Source organism: Megasphaera jansseni (assembly GCF_047974155.1).
GTDB lineage: Bacteria > Bacillota > Negativicutes > Veillonellales > Megasphaeraceae > Megasphaera.
In genome coordinates, this window is the sequence record NZ_JBHYRR010000012.1 from 1 (window position 1) to 20,650 (window position 20,650).

Consider the following 20,650-nt stretch of genomic DNA (forward strand, 5'->3'; position numbering starts at 1 on the left):
AATGGCTGGCCCCGGTCTATGAACGGATGCATGAGATACTCCTGGAAGAGCGCTGTCTCCATGCTGATGAAACACCCGTCCAGGTGCACAACGAAAAAGGCCGTAAAAATACGAGCAAGTCATATATGTGGGTCTATGCCAGCACGGCTTTGAATCCCACGCGGAAAATCCGTTTGTTTGAATATGCACCGACGCGCAGCGCCCATTGTGCAGAAACTTTCCTGGAAGGTTTCTCTGGCTACCTGCTGACGGACGACTATGTCGGCTACCGTTCCATCAAAACAGCTGGTCATTGCTTATGCTGGGCCCATGCCCGACGGAAGTTCGTCGATGCCGCTCCGACTTATGCTAAAGAAACGGATGGACTCGAAAACACCTTAGTCAAAGCGGGAATCGATCAGATCAGCCAGTTATTCGACAAGGAAAAAGAATATAAATCGCTTTCACCGGAAGAACGGTATAAACAACGCCTCAGGGAAGAAAAGCCTATCCTGGAGGTGCTCTTCGCGTGGGCAGAAAACAATGTCGACAAACTGTTGCCCAAATCGCCGCTGGCAACGGCCATGAATTATCTCCTGTCGAACCGTGACGGGCTGACCTGTTACCTCAAAGACGGGCACTGTGACATTTCCAACAACACCGCGGAAAACAGCATCCGGCCTTTCACCGTTGGTCGAAAAAACTGGCTTTTCAGTAACAGCCCCAAGGGAGCCAAAGCCAGTGCCATCGTCTACAGCCTGATTGAAACAGCCAAAGCCAACGACTTGGATCCCGAACAGTATCTGAAATACCTTTTGAAAAGCTGCCGAATACAGCAAACTTCAAAGATGCCGAAACCTTGGATCAATACCTGCCTTGGGCAACAAAGGCCCAGGAAAAATGCAAAGAATAAATAGAATCAAAGCCTCAGACTTATGAAAAAAGGATAGCATAAGTCTGGGGCTTTTTCTATACACTGATTTATTTTCCGCTTACGGTGTATAATAAGTTTAGAGTAAACAAATACGAAAGGAGTCCTTCTCATGTTTAGTATACAACAACTTGCCGATGTTTGGGGAAATTTTTTTAATGAATCGCTTCAAAATATCTTATCCCAAGAAGTATCCCTGGTTCAGATATTTCCGGACCGTCTTCGGATCGGTATGAGTAATCTCAGCAATTTCTTTAATAATACTTCCCTTTTTCCTTAAATCTCTGATATTATTGATATGGGACATTGAGAGCATTTTCCTTTCCTCCTTCATCTTTTGGTCGTGCTTAAGATAAAGAATAAATAATTTTGGGGACATGTTCAAGCTGTCCCGCTTTTTATAGGGAATTCCCTGCGGTGAAAAAAAGGGATTTCTGAAGGTGACGGAAGGTACTTTTACTATATCATAAACACAAACTTCAAAGATGCCGAAACCTTGGATCAATACATGCCTTGGGCAACAAAGACCCAGGAAAAATGCAAAGAATAAATAGAATCAAAGCCTCAGACTTATGGAGAAAGGATAACATAAGTCTGGGCTTTTTCTATACACTGATTTATTTTCCACTTACAATGGAACTTCCTACCGTCTGCAAAGCCAGATAAAGAATTAAACTGGCTCACTTTTTCATGAGCATGGTGGCTCAAAAATTCGTAATCACGTGGCTCACTTTTTCATTGACATTTACAGCTTTTCCAACGTTCGGGACATTACGGAAGATTATGAGCTTTCTTGATAAATTTCTGTGGATATGATATATTATTATCAGAAAATTTGTTCGTTTGGAATTCCAAAACATTTTTAATGGATTATGATAGAATTAATCAAGCAGAGCATTGAAATTGCTGATTTTATAGTTATGGGAATCAAACTATCGGTTAAGGGGAGGGACCTTAATGAAGGCCATTTGTTATCATAATACCAAATTGACGTTACCTAATTGGAATCCCAATGACCAGTTAAATGAAGAATGTCCCTTGGGGTTTGCTTATGAATCGGGCGATTTCTATGTTCATATGTATGGTGGGGGAGACGGACTGTATACTATTTCGCCCGGAATTACCGTAATTGAAGGAAAAACAGAAGGGAGTTCACTTGAGCAATGGGCAGTTAAGCGATTTGGTGCGGAAAATATTCAGATAATGTGTGAGGAAGTTGGAGTTACGCATCCTTCTATCTGGAGACCAGGACTATATACTTATGATGAGCTGCGACAGGGCCTACATTACTTACCTTTTAAAAAAGAAGATGAAGATCAGGCATTGTTTCTGTTACTTCAAAAACTTATTAATATATTCACTTATATAGAGCCGGCAAACTGTAACTTATCCTGTTATGGACATCGAATCAGAGAACTGATTATCCTTGCTTCTACGGAGTTTGAAAATCAGTGTAGGAATATATTGAGAGCAAATAATATTTCTCCACGAGGAAAAGATTATATGTCAAAAGATTTTGTGAAGTTAAACGCATTGGCTCATCTTACTGAATATGAAATTATGTTTAAACCTTTTGCGAACTTGTGCCCGTTTAAACCTTTCGACAATTGGAATGAAGAAAGACCTACTCAATCTCTTGTATGGTATGATAAATATAATCGTGTAAAGCATAATCGGACAAATGATTTTGCAGCTGCTTCACTGGAAACAGCGTTAAATGCTATAGCAGCTAATATTATTTTATATTCAGTACAATTTGGACCTTATTTGCTTTCTAATTTTTCTTCTGTCTTGTCCAGTTGTTTTAACCAATATATTCGTTTATCATTAGTGAATCCGGATATTACAACTTTTTATATTCCAAATATTAAGTTCAATGATAATATAACAAAGGATTATTTTGTTTATGATGCGTTCCGTGAAAGATTCATAAAACCATGGACTGTCATATCATGTGAATGATGATAGAGAAGTGAGCCATTTAAGACATTCGTGATCATGAAAAGTGAGCCACCTCTAAAAATCACTTTTTTCGCCGCAGGAAATTTTATGACTTCTTGAAAATTTCAATATGATTTATTTATGAAATTATCATACAATTGTAGTATAATAATATCGATACATATAATTGCTTATGGGGGTAATTCTTTCTGTAATTTTTCTTGGGTTAAGTATCACTCTTGACATGAAAATTCCTTTTTGTAAAAATGTTTATTAAATTTGCAATCGAATTTAAAGGAGTGTATTGCCATTATGACAATTCTTCCTGTTAATCTTTTGGTAGAAAATGGCGTATGCGGGTGTGATTTCAGCTATTTTAAAACGGCAGGAAGAATTTCCCTTTAATCACAAGGTATACGCGCCATTGGGGTCAAATTCCCACACACCCACCACTTATTTATCTGAAAAATTGCAATTCTACTTGAGTTGCAGTTTTTCAGATTTTTTATCTAGTATGCGTGTGTTTTGTCAGTGAAAAATTGTATTACGACCTTATAGCTTCGCAAACGGTTGAAAGGAAATGTAAAAAAAATAAAGGAGTTGAATCTGATTATTTTGTATGAACTAATATGTTCATTGAAATATTAGTTATATGATTTTTTGTGTTTTCATTAAATCCAGTACCACTTTAATTGGATTGCTAATTTATTCATTGTAAAGGAATATTTTCTTGTAAAAAGTGCTATTAATAGTTTTATTCTTGACCTAAAAGAATATTCATGCAATTATATGTAACAACTAAAAGTAGGCGTCAGTTCATATCAATAGTGGCCGAAAGCAATAGACCGAAATTTTTATTATAGTGATGATACATATATGGAGAAAATAAAAATGAAAAAATATTATCAGTATTATCTCGATATAACAGGAGACAAGTTGTTTGAAGGTCTTTTAGGGTATGGCATGTTTTCAGATCGATTGCCACCTATTTTTTCTTCTGCTGATTTTTTTGAGAAAAGCAGTAAAATTGAACAATATTTACAATCAGATAAGAAATGTCATGATTATTTGAGTTTCAATGTATTAAGAAATACTGGCGATTATAGAACTATTAATATACCTAACCCGATTGCTTATTACCACCTATGTTGTTTTTTACGAGAAAATTGGAAGGAAATTCAAAATTATTTTAAAGCAACTACCAATGATCAAGATATTAATATCAGTCAAATTCATTTACAGTATAGGGGAAATAAAAAAAGCCTTTTCGAAATGAAATCATATGAATCAAAGTATGAATTAGCTACAGAAGATAGCTTAATAGTTGGGAAAAGATATTGTGTAACCGCTGATATTTCTTCTTGCTTTCCTAGTATTTATACTCATGCAATTCCTTGGGCATTAATTGGAAAAAACAAAGCGAAAAAGGAAAGGAGTAATGACTACTGGTATAATGGCCTGGATAAATGGTGCAGAAACGTTACTAATGGGGAGACGCATGGAATATTAATTGGACCACATTATTCAAACTTAATTTCAGAAATTGTTCTCACGAAAATAGATCAAAAAATCATGTCCGATAAATGGCAGTTTGTTCGATACATTGATGATTTTCATTGCTATACAAAAAGTGAAAATGATGCAAATGCATTTTTAATACAGTTATATAAAGCATTGCAAGAATTTGGGTTAACATTGAATAGGAAAAAGATTTCAATTACAAAATTACCTCAAATTAATAAGGATGCTTGGATTTCAATACTTAATTCTGATGCAATTGTGGAGGATAAAGAAATAACTAGTTGCCGTAAATTAAAAGCTTTTTTTGATAAAACATTGAAATTAATTACTGAAAATGATGATAATATAGCTATACTTAATTATGCAATAAAAATTATATCTAGCAAAAAAATGGTCTCTAAAGTGAAGAAATATTTTATTGAATATGTATTTCATTTAATTTTTATTTATCCCTATTTGATTACTATACTAAATAAATGTGTGTTAAAAAAGTATGAAATATCACAAATAAAACTAGAGAATTATATATCATTATTGTATAGTGAAGGAAGAGAGCAGGGCAATATTGAGGAACAATGTTATGCGATTTATTATGCTATTATTTATAATCTGCATATAATTTCACTTGAAAATTTGTTTAAAAGTGTTCAAATGGAAATGAGTAAAGAGTTAGATGAAGATAATAATGGAATACTTAATTTATTGATATGGTGTTATTTTAAAAATAAGAAACAAAATGATGTAGTAGAAACAATTGAAGACTATGCAGCTACATTGACAAATGAAAGAGAAGGAAATATAGACGATAATTGGCTTTTTCTTTATGAAATATTACCTAAAAATAAATTAAATCAACCTTATAAGGCTATGAAAGACGAATCTATTTCTTTTTTATCACCTGAATTAAAGGAATATATAGATAATATGGGTACATAATCCTATCAAAAAATAGCGAAACACAGGGCATAAACATTTTTTTATGAGCAACTGATAGATTGTGACAATAAAACGTATCTTTAGTTACATCGCTTTACCAACTTTTGTGCCATTACGGTAGTTTGTGAAGAGCGTTTGTACAAGGCTTGAACTAAGTCCGTTGAAATCTTAAGACATAATGAATTCATCGCGCCACTCTTTTGAGTTGATGTGTTTTAGTGAATTCATTATACTTCAAAGTTATGATTACGCGATATTTATTTGTCTTTAAATTGTTGTATATAAGTGGTTTATAATTTGCTCTATGAATAGAAAGGACATCATGTCATGGATAAAAAGGTTATAACGCTGAATCATTTAGATTCTTTCACAAAGGCTTTTTATGAAGAATCAAGGAGGATGATTCGTTCTGCCATGGCAGAACATAATCTTATCATTTTTGTCGGTGCAGGAGTGTCATTAGATTCGGGTATGCCGTCTTGGAGTCAAGCGATTTCGCAGATTGCAAAGAAATTGGATGTTTCTCCTGGCGATATCGACAATCTGAAAATTCCCCAATATTATTTTAATGCCAGAGGGAAAAATGATTATACGCAGCTGATACATCAAATTTTCAAGTATGGAATTCATTTACAAACAATGCCCGTGCATAAAAAAATTATCGAATTTAATGCAGATGTGATGATTACAACAAATTATGATCATCTTTTGGAGCAGGCAGCAGAAGAATATGGCGAAATTCTATATGTTGCTAGCAAAGATAGCGAACTTCCTTATAAGCGGGGAGCAGAACTTATTAAGATGCATGGTGATTTTGAGCATGATAATTTTGTACTCAAAGAGGATGATTACCTGAACTATGAGCAGAACTTTCGCCTCATAAAAAACTACATTACTTCGCTGGCAGGGACTAAAACTATATTATTTATAGGCTATAGTTTTAATGATCCTGATTTGAAGCAGATCTTTTCATGGCTCAAAAATATACTTCTGGGAGATTTTAGACATGCTTATATGATATCGGTTGGTCAGTATGACCGGTATGAGGAAAATTATTATAAAAACTTTGGAATCAATACCATCTATGCGAGCTTGTTTCAAAATGACGGAGAAAAACTTTCCAAAACGGAAAATCTCAATCGCGTTTTAGATTGGCTATTACAGGACGATTCCTTGGAAACTATTCTTGATGCACTGTGGAGAAAAATTGGGGTATATCGTTATATGAAAGTGCCTTATGCTAATCATGTTATTGACTGTTTGAAACCTTATTTTGAGGTTAGAATTGATTATTCCGGTGATTTTTCTTTTGAATTTACGCTATCCCCTAGAATACCTCCACGTGACATAATATCATCAAAGCAAAATGGTTTGACTGAACCGCTTATTCTATTTTCTAAGTTCTGTTATGTTGCGCATAAATCTGCCGGAGAGTATTCAGGGAAAGAAAAGGTAGAGTCAACAGCGTGGTATAAAGAATTTGAGAATGCTGTTCATAGTGATGACATTATAGACATTGCTAGTGTACAGGTCGCAAAGAAATATTTGCACTTTTCAAAAGATGAATGGGAGAAAGTTAGTACATTTTTGGAGGTAATGGTAAAAAGTGGGTTATCTGGTTTATTAATTTCCAGTGAGGGTGAAAAAATTATAATCCCACTCAGTTCTTTGAATGAGAAGCCTGATGATATACTGCCTGCTATGGAGAATTTCGATTTTCAAAAGTTGGAAAATTTTAAAGATGGTAATGAACAATTACTTTCAGTCGGTGATGCAGATTCATATTTAAAACAGGCTCATTTATGTTATTTATTAGAGGATTATGTAACGGCATATTTTTACTCCAAGCAGGCAGCCTATTTATATTTTCATCAGAACGATTATGCTAGATACTTTATAGCCAAATGTAATCAACAATTTTTGGGAGATTTTATCCATTCTAGATTTAACAACAATGAGGCAGTTGAAAAAATCAAGGAAGAGTTGGAACGTCTTGACTTAAATAGGATATTTATGCAGATACCTGATTTAACGGATGGTCATGCAGGGAATAAGGGCAAAAATGAATTTTTAAAGGAAATCTACTCATTCAGCTTGGCTTATAACATGTTACAAAATACTGTTAAGGAGGCACAGAAAGTAGAAGATGAGGCAAACTCAAATTATATAATTTTTGGAGGAGCCCCGGCGTACCAGAAGATACGGGCTCAAGTAAAGAATTTCTACCATTATATGGAGGGAAATCATTTATTTATTGATCGCTTTGAAGATATAAAAATGGTCTTTGGGAAGGCTGCATCAGCTTTAATTTCTTCTGCTTTGGCAGAGGATAAGATACAAGATACTACAACTAATCCGGTTGCCATACCTACACAAAATATCCACGAAACTGAAATTCAAGTATTCGATCTCTTTCTGGCAATCAGGTATTTATCCGATAATGAGATCGAACAATTGTTTCAAAGACGTAATATGGGAACCGTTTCCAGCAGTGGAATGGAATATTTATCATTGGTTTCTAAAAATTTAACCAACAGTTCGAGCAGTTCGAGTCGTTTATGGAATTACTCTCAATATCTATCTTCGTTATTTGCCATTATTGGGCATATCAAACTAGAAGATAGACTGGTAGCTTCTGCTTTATCCACTGTGATTAGGCTGTTGTCATTAGATTTACTGGGGATATTTAGGCAAAATTTTAATGCAATTAGACGAATTATTGAGCAGATTGGTAAACAGCAACTGATAAAAAAAGACTCTACGTCAGCAAATAGTTTATTACAACTGGCGGATAAGATTTTGGAAATACTGCCATTAGTAAATGATGAAATTATGATAGATGAGTTGACAGATATTATGAGTGCTTCGCTTTGGAATTTAAATGAAGCACAGATATCTCATGATAGAAGTGATAGAGTGAAGGAACTTTTGCAAAATAACGATTATAGAAATGCAAGTTTTTTTATTTATACCTATCTACAGTGTTCAGAAAATACACAAAGGCTCATTAGGGAATGGATAAAAAACTGGAATCCGGGAAATTCTGTAGAAGATTACAGGACATACTTGGTTGGCATCCAGGCTGGCGCTATTTCGATGAGTCCAGCGCAGAAAGAGAAGATTGTTCAATTCCTTAAGGAACAAGAAACTTCGTATGTAGATTATCGTAAAAGAGGGATTCTTGACTCTCGGAATCAGAGTCTAGTAAGATGTATTCTTAATCTGGTCTCTATTGCAATTATAGGAAAAGTTGAGGATAAAACCTGGATAATTAAAATCTGTAAAGAATATCAGTTGAAGTTAGCGCTATGGTTGCTTGATATGAATAATGAAGATAATTGGAAAGACTTTCAACCTGAATGGTTAAATCAGTGTGATTCCAAACTGCTGCAACGTATTGCAGAGAATAAACAGTGGTGCTTTAAGATTGCAACTATAATCAAGAAAGAATATCTGGAGAGGAAAATTGATGAGAGTGTAATAGAAAAATACTTCCGGTATTTCGCATGAATAGTTTGTGGATGGGATGGAATGGTGCCATCCTATTTCATGAGTACCCCTTCTTTATCTTTCTATAAAACAGTTCTGAGCTAGCATGTCTTTTGTGAAGTTAAATCACCAATTATATAAAAATATATTTATTTGAATATTGGAGCCGCAAAATACTGGGAGAAGTGATGAAATGCCGAAGTTTATGAAACTGTTTCCTGCTTACATATATATGACTGTTACCTTGAAGTTTCTATTTATAGGTATAGCGACTGGAGAGTTTATATATATACTGCTTTCTGGATTTTTGGTCATTATTAATCATACGATATACACTGGTATTCTCTTTTTTATGCAATTAATTATTATTGCTTTCATGGTATTGTCCTTGTTCATACCGAATAATTTAGCAAAAGTACGTAGAATGTTTTGCGGAAGATGGGACCTTATATTGTGTTATCTGATTGGGAGCGCTATTCCTATATCTTTTCAGGGGTTTTATATAAGCGAAATTTTATATAAACTTACAGGATTACAATATATATTAATTGAACTTGGATTTTTTATTCCTTTTGCTATCAAATCATATTACCAGAATATGAATGATGAATTGACAAAACAGGAAATTCCTTCTTCCTCTTTTTTTAATGATACTGCCTTAAATAATGACGATGATTTGTTGCAGCGTGGCCCATTAGCAGAAGATTTTGCTAATAAAATTTATGATAATAAATCGGCGAATAGTATTATTTGGGGTGTGGAAGGACCCTGGGGGATAGGAAAATCATCATTCATTAATCTTTGTGAGAAAAGTCTACAAGAAAATCATCCTGAAGAGGTTATTGTTGGTAGATTTAATGCGCTAAAGTATAGTGGGAAATATAAAGATATTTCAACTCCTCTTTCTGAATTTTTAAGAGAAACTGTCTATGAAGCATTAAAATGTCCGGAATTGGATATATTACTTGCAGAGTATCAGAAACTGGTAAAAGGAATAGGAATTAATGTGTTGGGTATATCTTTAAATGTCAATGTTTTACAGTGGAACGCATCAAAAGTTTTTACATATATTAGCGCAACTCTGAAGAGAACAAATAAAAAATTTATCTTTGTTATTGATGACCTTGATAGGCTAAATGAAGAGGAAGTTTATACGCTCCTTTATTCTATCAAGGAAATCTTTAATTTTCCTTTTATAAATTATATTCTTTGCTATGACCTTGATAACCTTTCTAAAGGAATGGAAACTGATAAGATAGCTCAAAAGAATGTTGAATTTTTGGAGAAGTTTGTGCAAGTTAAGGTCTGCCTGTTTGTGCATAAAACAGATTTACTTCACGTTCTTGATGAGAATATTAATGCTTTGGCAACAAATATGAGTCTTGATGTAGAGATGAATAAGAAAGCGCTGACAGGGATAAAAAGAATTTTGCAATCCGATGATGCGCCGGAATATATGGCTTTCCTTGGAGACCTTAGAAAGATTAAGCGGTTTATTAATACTTTAACGGCGCTTGATATTCAAAGTGTGGACTTCCCTAACTACGACTTTGATGAGCAGAAATTAACAGAACTTATACTTCTATATATGTATTTTCCTGCTGTTTTCAGAAAGATATACATGAAGGAATCTTGGAGCAGGCTTAATTATTTTACTTCTTATCATGATTATCTACAAAACAAGCCTATGATGGGAAAAGATGTCGTTTCAGAAATGGATAGGCTAAAGGACTTCTTTCCTGGGGCAGAATATCTATTACGAAGCTTGTTTTCTATAGACGAATCAAAGCCTACGATATCATCAACTTTTACTAGAAATGCTCTTGAAGTGAGATATAAAAAATCACTTCTTTTATATATGGATTTGATTGTTGATCGGACTAAGAAGTCAGAATATGAACAAACGAATTTTTATATTAATTGTGCTAATAAATATCTTAATGACAAAGAAAGTCTTGATGATGTTTTTAAGAGTCTTAGAAAAGAAGTTTACCATGCAAAGCTTTGGCGTATTTTAGCATACCATGAATTTGTGAATTTAACGAAGAAAGAAATTGCTGAAATTATACAGTATGGCTTAAGTATCAGAATGCGTTATTCATATACCGGAGATGAATTCCATATAGGGCTAAGAAATATGATTTTGGGTTATTTCTTGAATTTATTCAGGTATTTGGAGCATAACAGAGACGAACAAAATACTAGAAATTTTATTGTTAATACGATATTTGGGGGTAATGGGATTATTGATGTGATTTCTCAAGAAAAAAGTGGCATTTTAGGAATATATGATTTGTTGCAGTTTAGGCTTCGGTGCTGCTACAGTCGTCATGTGGCCCCGGGCATGGATTTGGATATTTTTGTATATAAGATTATAGGTTCATTTGATAATTCAACGTTTCATGTAGGTTCAAATGTTAACGTTTTAGAATTTACAAAAGATGAAATGAGAGTCTTTACTCAAAGATTTTTTAGCATATTTAAAAAACGATATATGGACAGGCATATTAATTTTATGAAAATGATTTATGACCTGACTCCTGCAGTATTAGAAGGGGATCAAACATTAACTAGTCAAGAAACTATTGATTCTTCTAGCGCTCAGAAAATAAAAAATGGCATTTTAACGTTTATTACTTACCAGATTGGAAATTGCCGTCTGGATGAAACAGGAATCGGATGTGGATATTATGATGAAAAAGGCATGGAGGATAAACAGGGCATTCGAAGAGCATTTTCAAAGTATTTATTTAGTGATGTATTTGTTGATTCTTTTTATTGGCAAAGCTTTCTTTTGATTCTTGCTAAAAATGATTATTCACTTATGAAATCAGGTAACGTAAACTGCGATAGAGTAATCGAGGCCATAGAGGAAGAACAACTCAAGTCATGGTGGCTTGATAATAGGGAAAAAATGATGGAGTTTAATTTGAGGGTTGAAAGTTTTAAGCTCCAAGCGAATGGAATAAGCAGTCAGGAAATTTTAAAGATGTATGGCGTGGCTTTGGATGAAAAATTTAAAAGCAATCCCGATGCCAGCGGGAATATTAATGTTGAGAAGAAAACGCTATGACATCGGTAATAAATTGGATTACCCCAAAGCAACAGTAGAATATACCTTGCGGCGTCCTGAATTAAAAGATGCTTTTCGGACTTATCTGAATCAGTACACATAATGCGATAAAAGCCATGGACTTTCTAAGTTCGTGGCTTTTTCAAATTTCGGGACATTGCGGAATGCCATTGGATATCTTGCTAATTTGCCCTAGTTATGATATATTGAACTTAGAATATTTGTTCGTTTACTGCGCGGTGAAGCAGGTGAATAAAAATTCGTGATTTGGAGCGTGAATTGTATGGATAATTTTGTGCATATACAAGGGTTGCATATTAAAAACTTTAAAGCATTGGCAGATATTAAGATGGGGCGTTTATGGAATGAGCAGGCGGCAGAGCCGTTGACCCCGATTACTACGGTCATTGGTAAGAATGGAACGGGGAAGAGTTCCTTGATGGATGCTTTTGGATTTTTGGCGGATTGTTTGAAATATGGGGTGGAAGTAGCTTGCGATGAACAGAATCGGGGCGGCTATGAAAAAATTCATTCTTTAGGGAAAGAAGGGCCGATTTCTTTTGAAATCTATTATAAAGAAAGTCGTAATGATCGGCCGATTACGTATGAGCTAGCGATTGATTTGGACAAGGAAGGGCGGCCTTTTGTTTTGAGTGAACGCTTGCGGCAGCGGCGTAAGGGACAGCGATGGGGGCAACCCTATTCGTTTTTGATATTGGAGAATGGTGAAGGCCGAGTCTGGAAGGGAAATGCGGACGGAACGCAAAACGAATTCCTTGATTTAAAAGGGGAAGAATCACGGGATAGTGAAGTTATATCCATGGATGATAAGCGCAGATTAGGCATTGCCACTTTGGGAACTTTGAAAGCTCATCCACGTATCGCTGCTTTCCGGAAGTTTATTGAAGGGTGGTATTTAAGCTATTTTACGCCTGATGCGGCACGCAGTCTGCCCATGGCCGGGGCACAAGCGAAGTTATCGCGGCATGGTGATAATTTGGGCAATGTCATTCAATTCATGGAACGGGAATATCCTAAGAAGTTCAAAGAGATTTTGTATAAGATTTCTCAAAGGATACCAGGTATCCAAAAAATCGATACCATGAAGACACCGGATGGCAGGCTGCTCATACGCTTCAATGACAGGGGATTCAAAGATCCGTTCTATGCACAGCAAATGTCAGACGGCACGTTAAAGGTATTTGCATATATGATTTTACTGGCGGATCCCAATCCATCCCCGTTCATTTGTATCGAAGAACCGGAAAACGGGCTCTATCATAAGCTTTTGGAAGTGTTTGTGCGGGAATTGCGGGAAGAAACGAAGCGGAGCAAGAATGCGCCGCAGATTTTTGTGACGACTCACCAACCTTATTTAGTGGATGCTTTGCAGCCTAATGAAGTTTGGATTTTAAGGAAGCAGGAAGATGGTTTCTCGACGATACAAAGAGCCAGTGACATTGAGCTAGTTGATAATCTATGTAAAGAAGGACTGCCTTTAGGCGGGTTATGGTATAGTGATTATCTGGATGGGGATGATTCGTAATGCATCTTGATTTTCTCATTGAAGATGTTTCTGGCAAGACCATGCTGGAAATCTTACTGCCAAAAGTGCTGCCGGCAGATGTTTCTTATACAGTGTATAGCTATAAAGGTGTCGGACGGATTCCGGGAAAGATGCATTCTGCCAAAGCCATAAAAGGAAAACAGCTTTTGGATAATCTTCCCAGGTTATTGAATGGTTTTGGAAGAACTTACCATAATTGGGGTGAATCATATAAAGGGCATGTCGTTGTGATTTTCGATTTGGATGATAAGTCCCTTGATGAATTCTTGGCACAGCTGCATCAATTGTTAGAGTGGTGTCAAGTGGCGCCAGAAACGTCATTTTGTATGGCTATTGAAGAAGGGGAAGCTTGGTTTTTGGGAGATGCCAATGCACTGTTTAAAGCGTATCCTCATGCGAAAAGACAAGTCTTGAAGACGTATAAGCAGGATTCGATTTGCGGCACATGGGAAAAGTTGGCGGACGTCGTTGGCTATGATTACAGGGATAAATCTTATCAGGAAGTAGGACTCAAGAAACGAGAATGGGCTGAGAAGATAACGCCTTATATGGAAGCCGAGAATAATCAGTCACCGAGTTTTCAGTATTTGTTGGACGAGCTGAAACGTATTGTTTGAAGATGGCGCCTGCGTTTTTAGATTGAAAGGAGAGCGACATGTACAACCATTTGTCATTGAAACGATTTATTTTAGCCGGTTTTTTGTGTAGTTCTTTATCCATTTTGGCGGTGCAGGCCGCTGAGCCGGCTTCGCTGGCAGAACAGGCGCATCGTGAGGTACATACGACGACGGTGACGCAGACGGAATCGCATTCGTCGACGCGTGAGTCGGCGTCGCATTCGGGCTGGAGTGTCAGCCGCCCTTCGTCATTGGGGGATGTTATTTTTCCGGCGATGGCCAGGCATTTGCCGCCGCCGGGGATGGAGACGATTTCTTCGCAGGTCAAAGAGGAATACGATGCCAATTATAAGGACGGTGTCCTGGCTGCGGTCAAGGACGGTACCGATAAGTGGGGCCTGATGGGCACAGACGGAAAATGGCTCATGACGCCGGCGTATAAGTCCCTGTCCTATGTCGGTAAAGGCGTGTTTATGACGGATGGGAAGAGAGGGACGGCTTATGTCGATAAGCAGGGCGCACCGGCGGTTTGGCCGGAGAAAGCAGCAGCATCGGTCCATTTCTTCAAGGATCAGGGCCGTTATGGTATTCAGGACAAGAACGGGAACATCGTAGTGGCACCGACGTATAAGGCCGTGCTGGCTGACTTCAGTGAAGGCCTGGCTTTCGTCAAGGACGATAAGGGCGAGAAAGTGGCCATTGATGAAAGCGGCCGGGTCCAGTTCGCTGCGCCGTATGATGTCATTTTGCCCTATCACCACGGTCTGGCGGAATACCAGCGCAGGGTCAGCCATTTCAACCTGGGCGGTTTCCTCGCCGGCGCGCTGATTGGCTCGTCGACGCATTCCGTCTACTATGATGACGAAGTGACGCCTCTGACCTATGACGGTGTGAAGCGGGGCTATCTCGACCGCGTCGGCAATATCGTCATCGACAGCAAAAACGATGCCGTTTATCCGATGACGGAATTTGGCACCTTCGTCCGCAATAAGGGGAAATTGGGCTTTGTCAATCGCCAGGGGCAGTATCTGATCGCGCCGGGAAATTACACTCTTGACGATGGCCTTTTGGATGATGTCGACGGCTTCGTTTCTTTGAAAGATAAAGAGAGCGGGAAATGGGGCGTCTTCAGCATGGTCGACGGGGCACAGGTCATCGATTTTGCCTATGACGGCGTACAGTTCCTGGGGTCACAGCGTCTTTTGCTGACGAAAGGCGATAAAAATATGCTCATCAATGAGGAAACAGGGGCCTTCGTTGCGGAATTCCCGGCCAGCGTGAAATGGATGGCTTTCCTCCTAGACGATTATACCTGGTGCTGGAACGATAAGAAAGAGTATGCCATTGTCGACAGGAACGGTCAGGTCCAGTACCGTGCTGCCGCCGACCAGATCCAGGACGTCAAAGGCTTCCGCAACGGCCTGACGCCGGTCAAGACAAAGACAGGCTGGGGCATCATGGATCATCAAGGCCAGTGGATCGTAGAGCCGCAGTATAAAGAAATTACCATGGTGTAGGGACGGCTCTAAATCCAGTCACTCTCCTTGACGGGTAGGAAAATTATGCTATAATGGAGGTAGGAAAAGAATGATATTGTTAGAAGTGTATATGTAACACGAAGACCCCCGGGGCGGCATCCTCGGGGGTCTTCTTATATGTGGCGTTCAGCAGAAACGCATTGGGGCTAGTTGCTCATACGAGTAATAATGGTGTCTAACCACTTGCAAATGTAGTAGGAGACTACACTTGCCATGACAGCCATAAAGAATTGAATGATATTGTTGCGCATATGTAACACCCCTTCCGCGCTCGGTGTAGGGGATGAGCAACACTGATATTATATCATAACTTTGTATGGCAGGGTCTTTTTTGGTATAATTAGGTGTTGAATTTTACTGTGAGGAGTGATTTTTTTGAAAGGGATTGTATTAGCTGGGGGTAGCGGGACGCGGTTGTATCCGCTGACGATGGTGACGTCTAAGCAGTTGTTGCCGGTATATGATAAGCCGATGATTTATTATCCGTTGTCGACGTTAATGTTGGCTGGGATTCGGGATATTTTGATTATTTCGACGCCGACGGATTTGCCGAATTTTGAACGGCTTCTGGGGGATGGGTCCCGCTATGGCATCCATTTGAGTTATAAGGTGCAGCCTTCGCCGGATGGATTGGCTCAGGCTTTTATTTTAGGGGAAGAATTTATCGACGGGGAACCGTGCGCCATGGTTTTGGGCGATAATATTTTCTACGGTGCCGGTCTGACCCGCCATTTGCAGCAGGCTGCGGCTAACACGGAAGGGGCCACGGTATTCGGTTATTACGTCGATGATCCGGAACGGTTCGGTGTCATTGAGTTTGACGAGCAGGGCAAGGCGATTTCTATTGAAGAAAAACCGGCACAGCCTAAGACGAATTATGCCGTTACGGGGCTGTATTTTTATGATAAGCATGTCTGTGAATATGCCAAACAGGTCAAACCCTCGGCACGGGGTGAATTGGAAATCACCGATTTGAATAAGATGTACCTGGAAAAGGGCAATCTCAACGTCGTGACACTGGGGCGGGGCTATGCCTGGCTCGATACGGGAACAGTCAACAGCCTGAGCGAAGCCTCGAATTTCGTCAAAGCCGTAGAAACCAGAGCCGGCATCCAGATCGCCGCCTTAGAAGACATCGCCTACGGCCACGGCTGGATCGACAAAGCCACCCTCATGGAAAGCGCTGACAAATACGGCAAGAGCCCGTATGGACAATATCTGAAGAAAGTCGCGGAAGGGAGATTTTTGAAGGATGCTTTTTAAAGAATTAAAAAGCAGCAGTTAGGGATTAGTATTTTGTATTAGTGGCTCGTGGTTCGTGGTTCGTGGCTAGTAATGAAGGGTGTGTATTTGGCATAACATTTATTCTTATCTTTTTGAACGAAAGGAGTAGGTGGTATGTCTGTAAAATATTATCAGGAGCTTATTGTTTGGCAAAAAGCGATGCGTTTGGCTCGTGAAGTTTATACTATCGCGAGGCAGTTGCCAGCAGAGGAAAAGTTTGCATTAGCTGATCAAATACGAAGGTCAGCCGTGTCTATTCCTTCCAATATTGCAGAAGGGCAATCAAGGGGAACGAGTAAAGATTTTATCCATTTTTTGCATATTGCTCGTGGGTCTAATGCTGAATTGATGACTCAAATCCTGTTGTGTGTTGATTTTGGATATATCAATGACGAAACTGCACGCAGTGTCAAAAATTTGAGCAATGACGTTGGCCGGCTGATAAATGCCCTGATTGCACGGTTGAAATCCCTTTGAATGAATAGATAAAATAGCAAACCTAGCTAGCCACGAGCCACGAACCACTAGCCACTTATCGTATAAAGATAGTTCGTATAAAAGGAGTGAACTCTAGCATGAATATAATAATCACCGGCGGTGCTGGTTTCATTGGTTCGAATTTTGTGTTTCATATGTTGAAGGAGCACCCGCAGGACCGGGTGATTTGTTTAGATAAGTTGACGTATGCTGGGAATTTGTCTACGTTGGCCCCGGTTATGGACCAGGATAATTTCCGTTTTGTCAAGGCTGATATTTGTGACCGCAACGCGGTGTATCAGTTATTTGAAGAGGAACATCCCGATGTAGTCGTCAATTTTGCAGCGGAATCGCATGTCGATCGGTCTATTGAGAATCCGGCGATTTTCTTGGAAACGAATATCATGGGGACGGCTGTGCTCATGGATGCCTGCCGCAAGTATGGTATCCAGCGCTATCATCAGGTATCGACGGATGAAGTCTATGGCGATTTGCCCTTAGACCGGCCCGATTTGTTCTTTACGGAAACGACGCCGATTCACACGTCCAGTCCGTATAGTTCCTCAAAGGCTTCGGCTGACCTCCTGGTATTAGCCTATCATCGAACCTATGGTTTGCCGGTGACCATCAGCCGCTGCTCCAACAACTATGGGCCTTATCATTTTCCGGAAAAGCTGATTCCCCTTATGATCATCAATGCCCTGCATGACAAGCCCTTGCCTGTCTATGGGGACGGCCTCAATGTCCGCGATTGGCTCTATGTTGAAGACCATTGTCGGGCTATCGACCTCATCCTTCAGAAAGGCCGTGTCGGCGAAGTCTATAATGTCGGCGGCCATAATGAAATGAGGAATATCGACATCGTTAAATTGATTTGCAAAGAATTGGGCAAACCGGAAAGCCTCATCCATCATGTCACCGACCGCAAAGGCCATGACCGCCGTTACGCCATCGACCCGACGAAAATCCATGAAGAACTGGGCTGGCTGCCGGAAACGAAATTCGCCGACGGCATCAAGAAAACCATCCAGTGGTACTTGGACCACGAAGACTGGTGGCAGCCTATCATTTCCGGGGAATACCAGCAGTATTACCAGAAGATGTATGGGAACCGGGACTGAAGTCCCGGCCGCAGGTCGCAGTTCGCAGGCCGCAGTTCGCCTCGGACTCAGATGCCGCTGAGCGGCGACAGACTCAAAGTGACAACGACGCTTCGGGATACCTTCAGCGCGTAGCGGGCCGCCTTATCAGGACGGCCCCTACGAAATCGCATTCAGGCGATAAAAAAATTATGCGGCTACACCGCATCTGTAGGGGCCGTCCCAAAGGGCGGCCCGTTGCGAACAGTTGAGAATAATTCCTAGTCGGTTAATATGGCATGCAGTACGTTATACATCGCTATTCTGAACGGGCGCCCCGCGTGGCGCCCCTACGAAATCGCATAGAGGCGATGGGAAAAGAACCTCTCAGCCAGCTGTGCTGACAGCTCCCCTTCACAGGGAGCCTTTCGATGAACGACGAACGAATTACGATGAACGATAAAGGCGGCCTGCGAACGGCGACCTGCGGCCTGCGTTTACTTGATAATGATGATGTAATAAGAATGTATGAAAGGGGAAGCTATTTTCATGAAAATATTTGTAACCGGTGTGAATGGCCAGTTGGGTCATGATGTGATGAATGAATTGGCCTTGCGTGGACATGTGGGTGTGGGGAGCGATTTGGCTCCGGCTTACAGCGGCATCGCTGATGGGACGGTGGTGACGACGGCACCGTATGTGTCTTTGGATATTACTGACGCGGATGCGGTACGGCGTGTCATTATGGAAGTCCGGCCGGATGCGGTCATTCACTGTGCGGCTTGGACGGCTGTCGATATGGCCGAAGATGATGATAAAGTGGCTCAGGTCCGGGCGGTCAATGCCGGCGGGACGCAGCATATTGCCGATGTCTGCAAGGAATTGGACTGCAAGATGCTCTATCTCAGTACGGATTATGTGTTCAACGGGCAGGGGACGGAGCCATGGCAGCCGGACTGCAAGGATTATCAGCCTCTCAATGTCTATGGCCAGACGAAGCTGGAAGGGGAACTGGCAGTATCGCAGACGCTGGAAAAATATTTTATCGTCCGCATTGCCTGGGTATTCGGTCAGAACGGCAAGAATTTCGTCAAGACCATGCTTAATGTCGGCAAGACCCACGATACGGTTCGCGTCGTCAATGACCAGATCGGGACGCCGACGTATACCTTTGATTTGGCCCGGCTGTTAGTGGATATGATTGAAACCGATAAATACGGCTATTACCATGCGACCAATGAAGGCGGCTATATTTCCTGGTATGACTTTACCTGTGAAATCTATCGCCAGGCCGGCTATACGACGAAAGTCATCCCCGTCACGACGGAAGAATACGGCCTGTCCAAAGCCAAACGGCCCTTTAATTCCCGCTTAGATAAGAGCAAACTCGTGGCCAATGGATTCCGGCCGCTGCCCGATTGGAAAGACGCCTTGCGGCGGTATTTGGGAGGTCAGGACTGAAATCCCAGTGCCTGACGGCCCAAAAGGGAGTTTTTCGATGAACGACGAACGACCTACGATGAACGACAAGAGCGGCCTGCGTTTAATTGAATATGTTATAATAAAGGAAGCATACATGAAGGGAGATACAACAATGGGTCAGATACAGGTAGAAAAGAATGTAGGCGGTATTGACGGGCTTTGTGTCATTATGCCGACGGTTCATGGCGATGGCCGTGGATATTTTATGGAAACGTATAATCAGAAGGATATGGAGGAAGCGGGATTTCACATCAATTTTGTCCAGGATAATCAGTCTATGTCGACGAAAGGGGTCTTGCGGGGCCTTCATTTCCAGAAGCATTTTCCCCAGTGCAAGCTCGTCCGCGCTGTTCGCGGCAGTGTCTTCGATGTGGCTGTCGATTTGCGCCGCGATTCCAAGACCTATGGCAAATGGTATGGCGTCGAATTGACGGAAGAAAATAAGAAGCAGTTCCTCATTCCCGAAGGCTTTGCCCATGGTTTCCTGGTTCTCAGCGACGTGGCGGAATTCTGCTATAAGGTCAATGATTTCTGGCATCCCAATGATGAAGGCGGCATGGCCTGGAATGACCCGGAAATCGGCATCCAGTGGCCGCAGCTCGTCGGCGACTATCAGGGTTCGCCCAGCGCTGCCGACTATCATCTCGAAGATGGGACGCCACTGAATCTGAGCGACAAAGACCAGAAATGGCTGGGATTGAAAGATACCTTTTCCTTCTGATTGTCTGAAAAGCGG

12 protein-coding genes and 1 pseudogene are annotated in these 20,650 nt (G+C 40.2%); all 13 read left to right on the plus strand.

The window, feature by feature from the left end:
• Nucleotides 1-26: 26 nt before the first annotated feature.
• The 13 genes and pseudogenes from tnpC to rfbC all read left to right on the plus strand — a co-directional run bounded on the left by tnpC (nt 27) and on the right by rfbC (nt 20,635).
• A pseudogene (gene tnpC, locus ACE418_RS06090) lies at nt 27-892 on the plus strand (IS66 family transposase).
• Nucleotides 893-1,867: 975 nt separating this feature from the next.
• Nucleotides 1,868-2,872, plus strand: a complete 1,005-nt coding sequence (locus ACE418_RS06095) for a hypothetical protein (protein WP_416449777.1) — start codon at nt 1,868-1,870, stop codon at nt 2,870-2,872.
• 870 nt (nt 2,873-3,742) lie between these two features.
• Nucleotides 3,743-5,308, plus strand: a complete 1,566-nt coding sequence (locus ACE418_RS06100; protein WP_416449778.1) for an RNA-directed DNA polymerase — start codon at nt 3,743-3,745, stop codon at nt 5,306-5,308.
• 327 nt (nt 5,309-5,635) lie between these two features.
• A complete protein-coding gene (locus ACE418_RS06105; protein WP_416449779.1) occupies nt 5,636-8,818 on the plus strand; it encodes an SIR2 family protein in 3,183 nt (1,060 codons plus the stop codon).
• A gap of 172 nt (nt 8,819-8,990) precedes the next feature.
• Complete coding sequence (locus tag ACE418_RS06110) at nt 8,991-11,870, plus strand: P-loop NTPase fold protein (protein WP_416449780.1); 2,880 nt, start codon at nt 8,991-8,993, stop codon at nt 11,868-11,870.
• 283 nt (nt 11,871-12,153) lie between these two features.
• Nucleotides 12,154-13,416, plus strand: coding sequence for an AAA family ATPase (locus ACE418_RS06115; protein WP_416449781.1), 1,263 nt, complete (start codon nt 12,154-12,156; stop codon nt 13,414-13,416).
• Entirely contained in the window at nt 13,416-14,054 is a 639-nt protein-coding gene (locus ACE418_RS06120; protein WP_416449782.1) for a hypothetical protein, read from the plus strand. The genes ACE418_RS06115 and ACE418_RS06120 overlap by 1 nt, the downstream gene beginning before the upstream one ends.
• Before the next feature lie 83 nt (nt 14,055-14,137).
• The gene (locus ACE418_RS06125; protein ID WP_416449783.1) at nt 14,138-15,571 is read left to right on the plus strand and encodes a WG repeat-containing protein; all 1,434 of its coding nucleotides are present in this window, start codon (nt 14,138-14,140) and stop codon (nt 15,569-15,571) included.
• A gap of 387 nt (nt 15,572-15,958) precedes the next feature.
• Nucleotides 15,959-16,855 carry a glucose-1-phosphate thymidylyltransferase RfbA gene (gene rfbA / locus ACE418_RS06130; protein WP_458575129.1) on the plus strand — a complete coding sequence of 299 codons (897 nt, stop codon included), beginning with the start codon at nt 15,959-15,961 and terminating at the stop codon, nt 16,853-16,855.
• Between the two features lie 135 nt (nt 16,856-16,990).
• Complete coding sequence (locus ACE418_RS06135; protein WP_292301061.1) at nt 16,991-17,353, plus strand: four helix bundle protein; 363 nt, start codon at nt 16,991-16,993, stop codon at nt 17,351-17,353.
• Nucleotides 17,354-17,451: 98 nt separating this feature from the next.
• Entirely contained in the window at nt 17,452-18,474 is a 1,023-nt protein-coding gene (rfbB, locus tag ACE418_RS06140) for a dTDP-glucose 4,6-dehydratase (RefSeq protein ID WP_416449785.1), read from the plus strand.
• 507 nt (nt 18,475-18,981) lie between these two features.
• On the plus strand, nt 18,982-19,893 hold the full coding sequence (gene rfbD, locus ACE418_RS06145) for a dTDP-4-dehydrorhamnose reductase (protein ID WP_416449786.1): 912 nt from the start codon (nt 18,982-18,984) through the stop codon (nt 19,891-19,893).
• A gap of 37 nt (nt 19,894-19,930) precedes the next feature.
• Nucleotides 19,931-20,635, plus strand: a complete 705-nt coding sequence (gene rfbC / locus ACE418_RS06150; RefSeq protein WP_458575130.1) for a dTDP-4-dehydrorhamnose 3,5-epimerase — start codon at nt 19,931-19,933, stop codon at nt 20,633-20,635.
• Nucleotides 20,636-20,650: the final 15 nt, after the last annotated feature.

Coding starts and splice junctions, on each gene's coding strand:
- ACE418_RS06095 (WP_416449777.1), top strand. CDS start 1,868: ATGAAGGCCATTTGTTATCATAATACCAAATTGACGTTACCTAATTGG.
- ACE418_RS06100 (WP_416449778.1), top strand. CDS start 3,743: ATGAAAAAATATTATCAGTATTATCTCGATATAACAGGAGACAAGTTG.
- ACE418_RS06105 (WP_416449779.1), top strand. CDS start 5,636: ATGGATAAAAAGGTTATAACGCTGAATCATTTAGATTCTTTCACAAAG.
- ACE418_RS06110 (WP_416449780.1), top strand. CDS start 8,991: ATGCCGAAGTTTATGAAACTGTTTCCTGCTTACATATATATGACTGTT.
- ACE418_RS06115 (WP_416449781.1), top strand. CDS start 12,154: ATGGATAATTTTGTGCATATACAAGGGTTGCATATTAAAAACTTTAAA.
- ACE418_RS06120 (WP_416449782.1), top strand. CDS start 13,416: ATGCATCTTGATTTTCTCATTGAAGATGTTTCTGGCAAGACCATGCTG.
- ACE418_RS06135 (WP_292301061.1), top strand. CDS start 16,991: ATGTCTGTAAAATATTATCAGGAGCTTATTGTTTGGCAAAAAGCGATG.
- rfbB (WP_416449785.1), top strand. CDS start 17,452: ATGAATATAATAATCACCGGCGGTGCTGGTTTCATTGGTTCGAATTTT.
- rfbD (WP_416449786.1), top strand. CDS start 18,982: ATGAAAATATTTGTAACCGGTGTGAATGGCCAGTTGGGTCATGATGTG.
- rfbC (WP_458575130.1), top strand. CDS start 19,931: ATGAACGACGAACGACCTACGATGAACGACAAGAGCGGCCTGCGTTTA.